The 13,828-nt window shown below is 65.7% G+C and carries 15 protein-coding genes; all 15 read left to right on the top strand.

The features are described 5' to 3' along the window. The first annotated feature begins 35 nt into the window (after positions 1 to 35). Genes ACQPXH_RS00255 through ACQPXH_RS00325 form a run of 15 tightly spaced genes read left to right on the top strand, consistent with a single transcriptional unit; the run spans position 36 to position 13,715 of the window. Positions 36 to 1,223: a cutinase family protein gene (locus ACQPXH_RS00255; RefSeq protein ID WP_433600340.1), complete on the top strand. Its 1,188-nt coding sequence runs from the start codon at positions 36 to 38 to the stop codon at positions 1,221 to 1,223. After that, a complete protein-coding gene (locus ACQPXH_RS00260; protein ID WP_433600341.1) occupies positions 1,220 to 2,788 on the top strand; it encodes a cutinase family protein in 1,569 nt (522 codons plus the stop codon). The genes ACQPXH_RS00255 and ACQPXH_RS00260 overlap by 4 nt, the downstream gene beginning before the upstream one ends. Positions 2,789 to 2,802: 14 nt before the next feature. Then, entirely contained in the window at positions 2,803 to 3,549 is a 747-nt protein-coding gene (locus ACQPXH_RS00265) for a hypothetical protein (protein WP_433600342.1), read from the top strand. Positions 3,550 to 3,551: 2 nt separating this feature from the next. After that, a complete protein-coding gene (locus ACQPXH_RS00270; protein WP_433600343.1) occupies positions 3,552 to 4,211 on the top strand; it encodes a DUF6668 family protein in 660 nt (219 codons plus the stop codon). Then, complete coding sequence (locus ACQPXH_RS00275; protein ID WP_433600344.1) at positions 4,205 to 4,483, top strand: hypothetical protein; 279 nt, start codon at positions 4,205 to 4,207, stop codon at positions 4,481 to 4,483. Before ACQPXH_RS00270 ends, ACQPXH_RS00275 begins: the two co-directional genes overlap by 7 nt. After that, positions 4,480 to 4,716, top strand: a complete 237-nt coding sequence (locus ACQPXH_RS00280; RefSeq protein WP_433600345.1) for a hypothetical protein — start codon at positions 4,480 to 4,482, stop codon at positions 4,714 to 4,716. Before ACQPXH_RS00275 ends, ACQPXH_RS00280 begins: the two co-directional genes overlap by 4 nt. Positions 4,717 to 4,768: 52 nt before the next feature. After that, positions 4,769 to 5,419 (top strand): hypothetical protein, encoded by a 651-nt coding sequence (locus ACQPXH_RS00285; protein WP_433600346.1) that lies wholly within the window; start codon positions 4,769 to 4,771, stop codon positions 5,417 to 5,419. Next, positions 5,416 to 6,240, top strand: a complete 825-nt coding sequence (locus ACQPXH_RS00290; RefSeq protein WP_433600347.1) for a hypothetical protein — start codon at positions 5,416 to 5,418, stop codon at positions 6,238 to 6,240. Before ACQPXH_RS00285 ends, ACQPXH_RS00290 begins: the two co-directional genes overlap by 4 nt. Then, positions 6,237 to 7,700 carry a hypothetical protein gene (locus ACQPXH_RS00295; RefSeq protein WP_433600348.1) on the top strand — a complete coding sequence of 488 codons (1,464 nt, stop codon included), beginning with the start codon at positions 6,237 to 6,239 and terminating at the stop codon, positions 7,698 to 7,700. The genes ACQPXH_RS00290 and ACQPXH_RS00295 overlap by 4 nt, the downstream gene beginning before the upstream one ends. Continuing rightward, on the top strand, positions 7,697 to 9,166 hold the full coding sequence (locus ACQPXH_RS00300; protein WP_433600349.1) for an SCO6880 family protein: 1,470 nt from the start codon (positions 7,697 to 7,699) through the stop codon (positions 9,164 to 9,166). The genes ACQPXH_RS00295 and ACQPXH_RS00300 overlap by 4 nt, the downstream gene beginning before the upstream one ends. A gap of 53 nt (positions 9,167 to 9,219) precedes the next feature. Further along, positions 9,220 to 10,860 carry a hypothetical protein gene (locus ACQPXH_RS00305; RefSeq protein ID WP_433600350.1) on the top strand — a complete coding sequence of 547 codons (1,641 nt, stop codon included), beginning with the start codon at positions 9,220 to 9,222 and terminating at the stop codon, positions 10,858 to 10,860. Next, positions 10,829 to 11,977: a C40 family peptidase gene (locus ACQPXH_RS00310; protein WP_433600351.1), complete on the top strand. Its 1,149-nt coding sequence runs from the start codon at positions 10,829 to 10,831 to the stop codon at positions 11,975 to 11,977. Before ACQPXH_RS00305 ends, ACQPXH_RS00310 begins: the two co-directional genes overlap by 32 nt. An 18-nt stretch (positions 11,978 to 11,995) precedes the next feature. Further along, positions 11,996 to 12,490, top strand: coding sequence for a hypothetical protein (locus tag ACQPXH_RS00315; protein WP_433600352.1), 495 nt, complete (start codon positions 11,996 to 11,998; stop codon positions 12,488 to 12,490). Further along, positions 12,487 to 13,020, top strand: a complete 534-nt coding sequence (locus ACQPXH_RS00320) for a hypothetical protein (protein WP_433600353.1) — start codon at positions 12,487 to 12,489, stop codon at positions 13,018 to 13,020. Before ACQPXH_RS00315 ends, ACQPXH_RS00320 begins: the two co-directional genes overlap by 4 nt. 2 nt (positions 13,021 to 13,022) lie before the next feature. After that, complete coding sequence (locus tag ACQPXH_RS00325; RefSeq protein ID WP_433600354.1) at positions 13,023 to 13,715, top strand: hypothetical protein; 693 nt, start codon at positions 13,023 to 13,025, stop codon at positions 13,713 to 13,715. The last annotated feature ends 113 nt before the right edge of the window (positions 13,716 to 13,828 follow it).

Raw genomic sequence — 13,828 nt, forward strand, 5'->3', positions numbered from 1 at the left:
CGGTTTGGAGCCTGACGGCTTGCACGGCAGCAGCGATGCTGGCAGGCACCGCAACAGCCATCGCCGACGACACCGCGCAAGTTCCTGGTCCCAGCTGCCCTGGACTCTATGTGTTGGGCGTTCAGGGTACGAGCGAATCTTCGCCCGGAGCCTCCCTTTTCGACAACACCGGGATGCTCGGCGAGATGTTCCGGCCGATGCTCGCGAACGGTGTGAGTATCGGACACGCCTTCGTGCCTTACCCCGCTTCTTTCGGCGGCGTGATCGGCACCGGCGCAGGTACCGACTCCTACGTCGATTCCGTGCAAGCGGCCCGTACCCAGCTGGACGCGATGGCCACTCAGGTCATCGCACAATGCCCCGACACGAAACTGGCCGCTGCTGGATACAGCCAAGGCGCGGAAGTGCTTTCAAGCTTCGCCGCCGATGTCGGCTCGGGAACCGGGCCCGTCCCGGCTGACAAAGTCGCCGGGATCGCCTTGCTCAGCAACCCTTCTCGCGCAACGGGCACCGATCCGTTTCCCGGACGGCCCGGCCAGATGACGCCCAGCCCCGCACCAGGATCCGCAGGGGAGCTGACCAGTCGAGTGCGGATCAACCCGGTACCTCCGACCGGTGGCATCACCGCCAGCGGATCAGGTTACGGCGATCTCTCCGGCCGAGTCGCCGAATTCTGCATAGCGGGTGACCTGAGCTGTGACGCTCCCGCCAACGACGCAGCGTTGCGCACCGTCGCTGGCCTTGCGGCTCAAGCGGATCTGCGCGATCCGATTGTTGCTGCACAGTCTCTGACGAATGGGTGGTCAGCCACCGTGGCGGACACCAGAACCTCCGTACTGGTGAACGATGTCAGCGTCGTAGACGGTCAGGTCACCTACGCCCCCTCCCGGTCGGTCTCTCAACGTCTAGCCGAGGCCGCCGACCCTCGTTCAGCGGCACCGACAGCAGAACAGACCCAGGCTGCCAACGACAAAGCCGACCAGGTCGTCTCGGCAGTCCTCGCCGATCCCCTGGGGCAGATCCCGCGTCTGGTCGGGCAGATCATCGCAGCGATCGGGCAGAACATCGCCGACAACAGCGATCTGGCCAACCCCGCCGTCCTGGGGCGCTACCTCGATGTGCACGGCAACCACACCGGGTACGGCACCGACGGCCAGACTGCCAACGCTGCCGACTGGTTCTCGGCTCTGTCGCGTGATCTCGCGGGAGGAGCTGGCCGATGAGGCGGTTCCAGCGGGCTCGGGTTCGGTGCGTACAGCGTGGTGCGCACCGGGCACCGGTGCGAGTGCTGGCAGCAAGCGCCACTGCCATCGCCGCTTTGATCGCCATGACCGGCGTGGCGTGGTCGCAGCCCACATCGGAGCTACCAGCCGGGACCGAATGCCCGGCACTGTATGTGCTCGGCATCCAGCCCGCGGAAGAAACCTCGCCCGACGCTGCGTCCACCACCGACACAGGGATGCTCGGAACGATGTTTCGGCCACTGCTTGCCGAAACCGGAACGAAGGTCCAACGCGCCTACGTCGCGCTCGATGCCACAGCTGCGACCGGTTCTTTGAGCGCTGCTGGCGACGGATATACCCGAGCCATCAGCGCGGCGGCGGACAGACTGGTCGAGTCCGCGACCCGTGTCCTCCAGAAGTGCCCGGACACACTGCTCGGCGGGGCGGGATATGCCCAAGGAGCGCACGCACTTTCAGAGTTCAGCCGACGAGTCGGCACCGGCGCCACAGCCATCCCGGCCGATCACATCGCGGGCATCGCGTTGATCGCCAATCCGGCGCGACAGCGAGATTCCGAGGTGCTGCCGGGCCGCCCGGGGCAGACCACGCCGACGGCACCGCCGAGCCTGCCCGACTCCGCTGTCTCGGCGATCACCTTGCCCAACACCCGCCTCGCCGGAGGCGGAATCGCTGCTGCGCTCGGTAGCCACGCGATCGGTTCAGCCAGCTACGGAACACTCACCGGCCGCGTCGCAGACCTTTGCGCGCCTGGTGATCTCGCATGCAACACTCCCGACCACGCCGCGCTGCTGCAAGTCGTATCGAACGTGGCGGCACGCGCAGACCTCCACGACCCCATTGCGGCGATATCGACGATCGCGACCGCGATGGCGCAAACGATCTACACCACGGCGATCAACGTCGTCACCGACGACGTTCAAGGCACCAGCCTGGACCAGATCTCCTATGCGCCCGAGAAGAGCATCTCGCAGCGACTTGCCGAAGCCTCGGACCCGCGCACCCAGATCCCTGGCCCGAACGACGCGATCCAGGCGCTCATGAAGCTGGGAACCATTGCCTTCAACAGCGCGGTCACGATCGCCGAGAAGGTCATCACCCCTGCCACCGTTGCCGAACTGATCGGCATCGGCCTGGTCGACCCGGTCGGGGCGTTGGCAACTCTCGGCACGAAGCTCGCTGCTGCTGCCGTCGAACTGATCCCGCCGGCCACCGGAACGCGGCTAGTGCAGCAAGCATTCGACGCCGTTCGCGACAACATCACCGACAACGCCGACCTGGTCGACATCGGGCTGCTCACCCAAGCCGCCGACGTCATCGGTCGCCGAGCCGACTACGGCGCCTCCAGCAACGGCCAGCAGTCCCTGATGACGGTGGCCGCGCACTGGTTCGCGGCGCTGGCCGACAGCCGTGACCAGCATCCACCGGACTCGTCGGTGACACCCAGTCCCGCGGGAGTCACTACTCCCGCGTCCGTTCCTTCGGGGGAGCCGCACACCCCCTCCACTCATCGTGTGGCTCCCCCGGAGGAACTCCCTGCCAACTGACGAGGAGGTGAAGTGTGTTGCAGGACCATAAGTCCCGTGACGAATGGGGATGGCTCGAGAACCATATCGGCTCTCGGCCCGCCGAATCCCACGCGCTGTCTGGCAACGCATTCACCTCTTCTGCAGACCCAGCGACCGCCGCAGAATGGGGATGGCTCGACGATCAACAGCTATCGCCCGCTGATGATGAACCCTCAGACGACGGGGACACCAGCACTGCTGTCCCGATAACAGCGAAGGCACCCAGATCGAACAGCAGGGTTCTGAGCTGGGTATCCATCTCGGCCGCCGTGGCAGCAGTTCTCGTCGGGGCCGTAGCGGTCATGTCACGGGCCGACCTCGATCAGACAGCAACGACGACCACCACCTCTACCACTGCCGGTATGCCAACGGTTTCCGACAACCCGGCGTGTGCAGGTTTGACCGGCGGCCTCGTCACCGATCGCCGTGGAGATAACACCTCGATCGGGGGGATTGTCGCCAGTTTCGAATTCGCCTATTACTCCGACCGCGACGCCGCGCGTGCATTGTCTCTTACCGGGCCCGAGGCGGGCCTCAGTCTCGACGGACTCACCACAGGAATCGCCAGCCTCCCTGTTGGCACCCGCCATTGCGTGGCGGTCACTCCGCTGAGCGAGACCGCCGCAGACGTGCACATCGTTGAATTGCGGCCCGACCGCAGTCGTTTCGACTACCTGCAAGTGATCAACGTCCGTTTCCACGACGGAGTACACATCACCAACATCCAGAAACGAGGATGACGGTGACCAACGCGCTCCCTTTGCAACCCGGCCGCGCGACCGCGCCGCCATCGCTGGCCGACATCGTTTACGCGTCCCCACTCACTCCATCCCCGATCCGTACCGAACCGCTGCCGACCACGGGTGCGTACCCGCCGCTCGTTGCCATCGTCGGTGCACACGGTGGTGCCGCCACCTCGACCCTCGCACGGTTCTGGGCACCTGCGGCCGACAGCGGACAGCGCTGGCCCGCGTCGACGGTCACCACTCAGCGTGTCGTTCTCGCTGCGCGGCTGTGCATGCCGGGCCTCGTCGCTGCTGCCGACAGATTGCGGGAATGGCGCGCCGAGCATGCGCCTGCTGGCGTCACCGTCGTGGCGCTCGTGCTGACGCCGACCCGCCCCGGCCGAGTACCGGCCGAGGTCCGCCGATACCGAGATCTTGTCGCCGACCTCATCGACGACCACGTGTTCGATATCGACTGGCACGACGAACTCATCACTTGCGAACTGGGCGACCTCGCCGAATGGACACCGGGTCAACCGGTGCCACGTCGCCGTCGTCGCCGTCGCATCACCGAATCGGTCCCCACCGACGTGATTGCCGCAGGTGCGGCGATCACCCGGCTCGTTGTGGCGTCGCGACATCTGTCCGACACCAGCACCAAGGAGTCCTCATGCTGACTGTGGCCCTCTCGGCGGTGACGCACCTCGCCGAAGTCTCCGTCACCCCCGTAGCCCCCCCAGGGTCCGAGCGTTTCCTCAGACTTGTCGGCTGGGCGAGCTGGTTCGCGATGATCGCCGGTGTCGTCGGAATCATCTATGGCGGCGGCAAATTCGCCTGGGAGCGGATGCACGGCGGTGCCATCGAGTCCCCGAAGATCATTGCCGGGGCTCTCATCGGTGGCGTCTTCGTCACCATCTCCGGGATGTTGATGAACGGCGTGAGCTCGTGATCGCCGCCAAGCAACTGCCACCCACCGTCACCGTTCCGCTGATCCAGCTGTTCGGCTGGGTTGCCTGGCTGGCAATTCTGGTCGGGATCACCCGAATCATCTGGGCTGGAGCACTTTTAGCAATTCGCGTCTACCGCGACGAAGCAATCGAAGGGCTGGTCGCCGCTTTGGTGGGCGGTGCCGTCGTCGGATCGGCAGGGCTGATCGCCCAAGCCCTCCTGCAACCCCCCTGATGCAGTTGCCGACCCCACTTGCTCACCCATGCTCGTTCACGAAAGGCACCCGATGTACCCGAGCGGCAAACCAGCCCTCGCCGCCCTCGTCCTGCTGGGCGTGACCGGTCTGCTGACTCTCTCCGGTCTGATCAGTGGATGCGGCACCGATGGCCCGACGGTGATCACCACCGGCCCATCGCCCACCCACGCTGAACTACGTGCTGCTCCGACCGGGCTGACATGGCAACGGTTCCAGGGCATTCCGATTCCCCGGACTCAGCAGGGCCCGACTATCGAAGAAGGGCCGGTTGCTGCCGGATACGAACACTCGCCCCGCGGTTCGGCTGTCGCGGCTATCCAAGCCACCGTGCGAATCTCGATTGCCGACGACATCCAGTGGTCGCGCGTCGTCGATCGGATGGTCCAACCCGGCGTCGGCCGTGATCAGTGGGCCACAGCACGAATCCAACTGTCCATCACTGAACCGGTGACATCCGATCGCGCACCGCAGATCCTCGGTTACAGCCTGCTGGCATACACCCCAGATTCCGCAGACGTCGCCATCTTCACCCGCCAGCCAGACAACTCGCTGACCCGCAACACCGCCACGGTGGCTTGGCATGACACCGACTGGCTCCTGGTGCTGCCCGAGGACCCCGACTCAACTCGGGTGACGGCAGTACCCGCGACACCCGCTGACATGGTCTGGCTACCGCTATGAGTAGCCGGAAGACCTCATTCGGATTCCGACCGGGGCTGACCTTGGCAGCCTCGCTCTTGGCGCTTGTCGTCGTCGCCGTAGTCGCCCTGCTGTACAACAACGAATCGCAGTCCGGCACGAAAACGACTGTTGTGCCGAGTGTTCCGCCGAATCCGTCGTCGTCGACGACGACGGTGACCCCGCCCGGATCGCCTTCTTTCGGGCTGCCGACGACCGACCTGTTCGGTGCCCGGCTCGAAACGCCCGCCGACCCAGCTGGTGCGGCGTTGCCCCAGGATTCCGCTGGCCCGGATGCCAGTCTCGGCGCTGCGTGGTTCGTCGCCGCACCGACGGGCATGATGTGGCAGCGCGGGTGGAACGGTGCGGCGTTGCCCGCATCTCGCAGTGATGGCCCAGCGCGTGTCGAGGGCGGCATCGCATCCGGTTTTGCACATACACCGCAGGGTGCTGGCCTGGCCGCCGCCGACGCGATGGCCCGCGCGCTGGCGGCCCCCGACGGAGTCTGGCAGCGGGTAGTGGCAGCACGGTTCGTCGGAGACCAGGCAGCATTGCTCGAGCGATACGCCAGCAGCCGCCGCGACAACCCCGACGCCGCGAAATACGTCGTCGTACCAGCAGGCATCAAGATCATCGACTACCGCGACGACTTCGCTGTCGTGCAACTGGGAGTCCGTACCCCGCAAGGCAAATCGGGATTCTCCTCCTGGCCGATGGCCTGGGTCGACGGCGACTGGCGTATCCGTGCCCCAGAGGACGTGGGAGCGCTGTGGGCAGCGTCCACATTGGTCACCTCGCTGGCCGACTTCGGGGTATGGCGATGACCGGCCGACGTATTCTGCTCATCGCTCCGCTCACAGTCATCGTGGTGGCCGGATCGATGATCCTGGGTACCGGCAACGCCTCCGCCAAGCCGATCCCGTGCTATCTCCCCGGTGCCGACCTTGCGTGCAAGGTCGGCGGCGACGCAGTGAAGGACGTGGCAGCGGGCAGTTTCGAAGCGATCGTCAACTCGATGCTCGAGGGATTCGGGCGACAACTGGAGTGGGCTTTGTCGTGGTGGGTCGCCCTGCCCTCTCCGGCGCTCGGATCGGGCTCGGGCCAAGTCTCGCCCGTCCTAGCGACGGTGCGTGAGTACACGACCGGACTTCAAGTGTTGCTGATGACCGGTGCAGTGCTTCTCACGGCCGCCAGATTGATGATGGCCAAGCGGGGCGGGCTACCTGGACAGATTGGTCTGGCGGCCGAAACTCAGGAGTCCTTCCTGACCTTCGCCCGCGCAGTCTTCGCCAGCTGGATGTTCGCCGCCGTCATTACCGCGGGAACCAGGGCAGGAGACAGCTTCTCGACCTGGGTCCTCCTCGATATCACGCACAACGACGCGGTCAACGTCCTGCACAACATGGTCAGTTTCGACTCCCTCGTCGACCGCGACGGGGGACTGGGGCTCGGGGCGATGTTCATCCTCGGCACGATCGGATTCATCGGAGCCCTGATCCAGGTCATTCTGCTCGTCATCCGACAAGCACTGCTGATCGTGGTCGTCGCGCTGCTGCCGGTTGCAGCCTCAGCGGCGGGCACCGGACCAGGCTCCGGTGCCTACAAACGCCTGCTGACGTGGTCGATCGCCTTCGTGCTGTTCAAACCCGTCGGTGCACTCGTCTACGTCGTGGCCTTCGCCGCCGCCGGCACTCCCGGCAACGACCCTCAAATGGCACTGCTCGGGCTGATCCTGCTCGCCCTGGTGGCACTGGTACTGCCCGCGATCATGCGCATGGTCGCGCCTGCGGTCGCCACGATGGGCAGCGGCAGCGGGGCCGGTGCCGCCATGGCATTGGGCGCGCTTGGCGGCCTTGCCGCCTCGGGCGCCGCGTCGGCAGCCGGATCAGCCTCCGGCGCACGTGGTGTCACCGAATCGGTTCACAGCGGCAGTTCATCGAACTCTTCGTCGAGGCAGAGCGCTTCCGGAAGCGGCCCTAACGGCGGTCGGGTGATGACAGGAGGCGAATCCTCCACGGCCGCAACGAACAGCGGCGGTGGAGGCGGTCGAAAGGGGAGCCAACAGCCGACTCCGAATCCGGCTGTCCCGACCGGCGGTTCGACTGCACCGCCGACGGGGACCTCAACGGCCAGTTCGGCAGCGGGCGGTGCTGCTGGCGGTCCATGGATGGCAGCGGCCCACGCCGGAGTTCAAGCCGGATCGAGTGCAGCCAATCAAGTACGCGATCAAGTCGCAAACGAGATAGGTCCCGACGAGCCCGGCCCGATGGAGGTCCGTCGATGACATCGCGAATGTACGGGCGCTGGGAACAGCCCCGATCCGCCGGACTGATGGGCCTGACCTGGGGCGTGTCCATGGCAGGACTCGGGTTGGTCGTCATGATCATGATCGGGTTCTTGATCACCCAATCGATCACCGTGGCAGCGGTGCTGCTGGCCGTCGCCGCCATCGTGTGGACACCATTGGTTGTGCAGCGCGCCGGACGGACCGGCTGGGAAATTGCCACGCTGCGAACGCAATACGCACTTGCGCGGCGCCGTAACGAAACCCTCTACCGCGCAGGACGGTTCAGCCGCATTCCCGGTGCCGCGCGGCTGCCGGGCCTACTGGCCGACTCGAAACTGATGGAGTTCGAAGCACCAGGCGGGCGGAGATTCGGCCTGATCCATGTGCGCCGAACCAACCACTGGACCGTAGTGTTGCGCGTCATTCCATCGGCGCAGGAACTGGTCGACCAGGACCGGATCGACGCCTGGGTCGAAGAGTACGGAGCATTCCTCGCCGCACAAGGGCGCAGCGGCGATGTCGTCGCAGTGACGTCGGTCCTCGAATCCGTCGTGGATACTCGGCTCCGGCAGCGACGTGAGGTTGCCCGGCTGATTCGGCCCGACACCCCCGACTACTCTCGCGCCGTCATGGCCGAAGCCGCCGCCGACACCGGCGGAAGCGGCGTGCGGATCGAAGCTCGCATCGCACTGACGTACCGGTCGATTGGGCGGATGCGCCGCGACCAGGCCGAACAGGCGAAAGAGATCGGCCTGCGGCTGCAAGGAGCGCTCAGTCAACTGGCCCGCGCCGGGCTGCCCGCCACCCCGATGCGCGCGTGGGAGGTATTCGGACTGGTCCGGACCCGCTACGACCTTGCCGCTCAACGCGATGTCGAAGCAGCAGGGGCGGAGGTACTGGACACCCAATCCTGGGACAGTGCCGGGCCGATCAGCCACGACGACCGGTGGGACCACTTTGTCCACGACGGTGCCCGGTCGGTGACCTGGGAGATGGACGCCGCCCCGCTGGGGGCTGTCCACGAAACCGCCCTCAAACCACTGCTCGAGCCGCGCCCGGATGTTCCTCGCAAAAGAGTCGCGGTCGTGTACCGACTGCACTCCACCGCCGAATCGACCTCGATCGTCGACTCCGACTTCAAGGACGCACTCGCCTCCGAGCAGACCCAACAAGGAATCGCCTCGGCGGCGGCCTCGCTACGAGTGGCCAACACGCAAGCCAGCCGTCAAGAACAGGCCCGCGGGGCTGGTTTGACACGTTTCGGCGTACTCGTCACCGTCACTGACCATCTCGGTGCCGATCTCCCCGGCATCGAAGCATCCGTACAGACCATGTCGGCGGCATCTCGGCTCAGCGTGCGCCGCTGCTACGCCTTCCAAGCCTCGGCATTTGCCGCCAGCCTCGGCATCGGCGTCGTCCTGCCCGAGCACGCCAGCATCTCGAAGAGGGTATCGGCGTCATGACCCGCCGAGACGCCCGCCCAGTCCGGTCCACACTGGTAGCCGGGATTCGAGTAATGACTCGGGAGGAACGTGCGCGCGTCGAGAGCGTCGCGGCCCGAGGCGGCTTCGGCGCCTGGTGGGCGCGATACCTGCTGTCCAGCGACAACCACCGCCTCGCCACCGCGACCCGCCGCGCCGAAGACAGCCACCGCGACGGCTTCGACCGCCAGCTTGCCACCCTGAGCGACCGCGGCTATCGCGGAGCCGGAGGCGGGCGGTCCTCAGTTGTTCCCGCGACACCGGAATGGCGTGGCACCACGACACAAACAGCGGGACTCTGGCCCTTCTCGGTCGGCGCGTCCGCCCCGGTGGTCGGCACCCCGCTCGGTCCACACTTCATCACCGGCAGCCCGGTGCACTTCGATCCGATGGCCTGGTTCCTCCGGGGCTTCCTCACCGCTCCCACCCTTTTTGTACTGGCCCTCAACGGTTTCGGGAAGTCCTCGCTCATCCGCAGGATCATGACCGGGGCAGTCGCCGCCGGAGAGACCGTGCTCGCGCTCGGGGACACGAAAGGTGAATACCGCGACCTGGTCGAACGTCTTGGCGGCCAGATCGTCGAACTCGGATACGGGCGAGGCAAGCTGAATCCCCTGGCCGTCGGCGCACTCGGTGTCGTGGTCGACCGCCTACCCGACTCGGATCTACGTCGGCAGGTCATTGCCCGCGTCGAAGCAGGCCAGGTCACCATCGTCGCTGCCCTGATCGAACTCGTGCGCGGCGACCGGATCGCAGATTGGGAAGAGACCCTCCTCGCGGCGGGTCTGCGACAGCTCTACAGCAGCGGGGACTACACAATGTCCCGGCCACCGCTACTGCGCGATCTGCTCGGCGTCATCTCCGACGGCGGGGAGAACATGCTCCGCTCCTCAGAGGAAGATGTCGAGCACGCCTACCGAGACTCGACCCGCACCCTGCGGCGTTCGCTGAGGGCACTGATCGAAGGCCCCTTCGGAGAAGCGCTCGACGGCCACACCACGACCGAACTCAACCTCGATGCGCCCGCGGTCTGCGTTGATGTCAGCCATATCCCCGATGGGGACAACAAGTTGCTCGCCGCCGTGCTCATGGTCTGCTGGTCCGAAGGAATCAGCGCCGTGACCGCTGTCCACACCCTCGCCGATGCCGGCCTCGCGCGCAAACGCACATTCGAGATCGTCCTCGACGAGATCTGGAGGGTCCTCGGGCTCGGCGATTTCATGGTCGACCGCGTCGACGCGCTCACCCGGCTCAATCGGCCGCTGGGCTCAGGGCTGATCATGTGCAGCCACACCATCAAGGACTTGTCGGCCTTCGACAGTCCAGCCGCTCGCATGAAGGCGCTGGGATTCATCGAACGATCCAGGGCGAAGATCCTCGGGCCGATACCACCCGATGAAGTGGAACGACTGCGCGCGGTCGTGCCACTGACCAAAACCGAGGAGCTCCTTCTCACCGGTTGGGCGGCTCCCCGTCAACCCACCGAAGAACTGCTCGACAGCCGGGGCGAACGCGAAACACCGCCCGGCACAGGATGTTTCCTACTCCGTACCGGCGAAGGCCAGCAACCCGGAATCCCATTCAGGCTCGTGTTCACAGCCACCGAGCGCGCAACTCAGGTTCACAATACGAACCGTCGGTTTGATGGCCTTCGCGACACCGAAGACGCGGGGTGACCGCCGCATGGAGACCTCACGGACCACCATAGCCTTCGCTGCCGCCCTACCTCTGCTTCTCACGGTGTCGACACTGTCGATGCTCGTCATGATCGGGTCGCAAAATCCGGCCACGTGCACCCTGGCCGCCGCTTCGGGCGGCGGGATCGAAGGCCCCACCGGCATCACTCTCGCCGGGCTCAACGAGGCGCAGCTCAAGCTTGCTCGCAACGGTGTGGTTATCGGGATACAGAGGCGCCAGGCACGCACCGTGATCATTGCCGAAATAGCGGCGCAGATAACCGAATCCGGGCTCAGAAATCTCGCCAATCCCTCCGTACCAGAGTCCCTGCGTTTCGCCAACGACGGGACCGGCAACAACCTCGACAGCCTCGGTCCACATCAGATGCGAGCCGGCGTCTGGGGAGCGGTTGGCATCGCGACATTGATGGACCCGATTTATCAGATCGGGTGGTTCTACGATCAGGCCGACAAGATCAGTGGCGCTGCTGCGATGAGTCCAGCGGAACTCGCGCAGGCCATCGAGATCTCCGGCAATCCCACTGCGTACAGCCACGACCTCCCACTGGCCGAGGACCTGTACAGCGCGTTTGCCGGTATTGATGTCGGTCAACTGCCTGCCACATCGCCCGGCCAGCTGCCAGCAGGTTGCGGAGCAGACGGCGCGGGACTCGTAATCCCAGGAAACACAGGACCATTCAGCCAGTCGGTTGTCGAGGCCGCCGCACGTTGGCTCGGCACGCCTTATGTGTGGGGCGGCGGCGACGCCAACGGCCCCACCAACGGGGGAATGGACTGCTCGGGTTTGACCCTCTACGCGATCTATCAAGCATCGCAGGGGCGCATCCGGCTCCGGCTCCGGCTCCGGCTCGCGCATTACACGCAGGCACAGCAAGACGACCCTGCGGGCCAAGCCATTCCGTTCGCCCAGCGTCAGCCCGGCGACCTGATCTTTTTCACACAACCCGGCGCTTCGGACTCCCACCACGTCGGCATTTTCTACGGCACCGACGCGCAGGGTCGTGACCTGCTGCTGCACGCCCCGACCTTCGGCCAAACCGTCACCATCGAGCCCCTCTGGCAAGGGGAGCGCATGGACGTCCGCAGATACGGATAGCACAAGGAGGAAGTACCTATGTTCATCTCCGGCGACAGAATCCCGGCACGACACGATCCAGCGCCTGCCACCGACGAACATGGCCGATCCGCAGCTTACAGCGGACCACACATCACCTTGTGGTCAGCGGGAAGCGATCGCGATACATGGGCGATCTGCGGCGACGAGGGCGAGCTGATTGCCTTTGGCCCCTTTGGTTTTGACGATCCGGATCACCCACGGGGCGAGGCACTGCGTGCCGAAAACGCGGCGGCGATCAAGGCCATTCGACTCGCCGCCCACGTTCGCGCCGTTGTCAACGTCCCCGCGGCGAACCTCCATCTATTGGTGAGCCGGACACTCGATCACGCGAGACTCACCACCATCGCGAACAGCCACCAACTGACGCTGAATCTCATCGTCACCAGTGACTGGAATCCGGCGACGGAATGGGTGAACTCGGGTGGATATCTACAACCGGCGGTCGATCCCGTCGAACTGCTCGTCGACGACTCGTACCCGTCCGCGTCATGAACACCCGACCAGTGCTAACGATCGCCGGTATCGGTGCCATCCTGCTGGCTGTCACCGGCTGCGCATCGCGCGACGATGCGGCGATTCCTGCCGCCAGGTGCACCGCGCCGCCATTCCCTCACCCGTACACCGCCGTCGACGCCTGCGCGGCCGACGAAGTGCTGACCACGGCAGTCGCGCGCATCTTCTCCCGTCCCTTCGAACAGCGCGACCCGACAACATCATTCGAGTCCGCCGCACCACTGCTGACCGACGACTACCGGGAACGGGTCGGAAACTCCGCCATCGTGCTCGGGGGCCGGATCGTCGGCGCGTTGTCGCTGCAAGAGCCGACCGCAGTACGCGTAACCGCCACAGCGCGTGTCACCGAGGACGATCATCCGCCCGATACCGACACATCTGTCAGCCGCGTCATCGCGCTCGATCAGCATCTCGGCGATGGTCCAACCCATCACAGCTCGGTCTACGCGCGGGTCGTCCGAGCCGGCCCCAAGCACCCCTGGTTGCTTGACCAGCTCGAGGTGCACTGACGATGACCGAAGAAGTCGACGAGATCACCACCTCACTCCGCGGTGTGGCCACCCAGGCGATGCGCGTCGCCCTCGACACCGTTCGCACCTACCGGGCATCCAAGCAGAACGCGGCGCGCGACGCTGCCGCACAAAACCGCGCCATTATCAGCGAAGCTCGCGCCGCCGCCCGCGAGATACAAGATCAGCAGCGCCACCAGCTCCGGACCATCGAAACGACCCGACGACTCGAAGTACTCGACCAGAACGCGGAATTCGCGAAGGAACTTGCACGCGACCAGCTGTCGCAACAGCAAGACGACGCCGCCATCGCCGAATGGGCGGCAGCGAGGGCCACAGCGGATATCGATCCTGATCGAGCCGACGCCTACGACGAGCGCCTGACCGATGCCGGGCTCGATCCCAATGAAATCCAGGCCGACGCCGAGCGACTGCTGGCCAGCGAGCCGGGCTGGATGGACTTGCCGATCGATGACTCGACGCAGCTCGCCGCCGATCTCACCCTCGGCCACCTCGACGCGGACAGTGCTCAATCCGACACGCAGAGCCATGGTGCTGACGCCACCCGAGCTGCCGCACGACTGATCTCCGAGGCCCACCCGCCCAACGGCGCCACCACCGGCCCGGCCGCCCCTGCCAGTGCTGCGCCACCCCAGCCCAACGCCCCTGCTGTCGATCAGGCGCTACAGCTATGAACTCGACCCACCATCCCATCGCCGAAACCCAGCCACGCGCACCGGAATCCAGTGTCCCCGCCAGCAGCGCCGCCTTGGTGCGGCTACAGCACGCGCTCCGCACTGGGGACACC

It is taken from the genome of Nocardia sp. CA-135953 (genome assembly GCF_050955735.1).
Lineage (GTDB): Bacteria > Actinomycetota > Actinomycetes > Mycobacteriales > Mycobacteriaceae > Nocardia.

What these genes read in the sequence shown, in the direction of transcription:
- ACQPXH_RS00290 (WP_433600347.1), top strand. Translation starts at nt 5,416, where the DNA reads ATGAGTAGCCGGAAGACCTCATTCGGATTCCGACCGGGGCTGACCTTG.
- ACQPXH_RS00300 (WP_433600349.1), top strand. Translation starts at nt 7,697, where the DNA reads ATGACATCGCGAATGTACGGGCGCTGGGAACAGCCCCGATCCGCCGGA.
- ACQPXH_RS00275 (WP_433600344.1), top strand. Translation starts at nt 4,205, where the DNA reads ATGCTGACTGTGGCCCTCTCGGCGGTGACGCACCTCGCCGAAGTCTCC.
- ACQPXH_RS00285 (WP_433600346.1), top strand. Translation starts at nt 4,769, where the DNA reads ATGTACCCGAGCGGCAAACCAGCCCTCGCCGCCCTCGTCCTGCTGGGC.
- ACQPXH_RS00255 (WP_433600340.1), top strand. Translation starts at nt 36, where the DNA reads ATGCTGGCAGGCACCGCAACAGCCATCGCCGACGACACCGCGCAAGTT.
- ACQPXH_RS00305 (WP_433600350.1), top strand. Translation starts at nt 9,220, where the DNA reads ATGACTCGGGAGGAACGTGCGCGCGTCGAGAGCGTCGCGGCCCGAGGC.
- ACQPXH_RS00325 (WP_433600354.1), top strand. Translation starts at nt 13,023, where the DNA reads ATGACCGAAGAAGTCGACGAGATCACCACCTCACTCCGCGGTGTGGCC.
- ACQPXH_RS00315 (WP_433600352.1), top strand. Translation starts at nt 11,996, where the DNA reads ATGTTCATCTCCGGCGACAGAATCCCGGCACGACACGATCCAGCGCCT.
- ACQPXH_RS00295 (WP_433600348.1), top strand. Translation starts at nt 6,237, where the DNA reads ATGACCGGCCGACGTATTCTGCTCATCGCTCCGCTCACAGTCATCGTG.
- ACQPXH_RS00260 (WP_433600341.1), top strand. Translation starts at nt 1,220, where the DNA reads ATGAGGCGGTTCCAGCGGGCTCGGGTTCGGTGCGTACAGCGTGGTGCG.
- ACQPXH_RS00310 (WP_433600351.1), top strand. Translation starts at nt 10,829, where the DNA reads ATGGCCTTCGCGACACCGAAGACGCGGGGTGACCGCCGCATGGAGACC.
- ACQPXH_RS00320 (WP_433600353.1), top strand. Translation starts at nt 12,487, where the DNA reads ATGAACACCCGACCAGTGCTAACGATCGCCGGTATCGGTGCCATCCTG.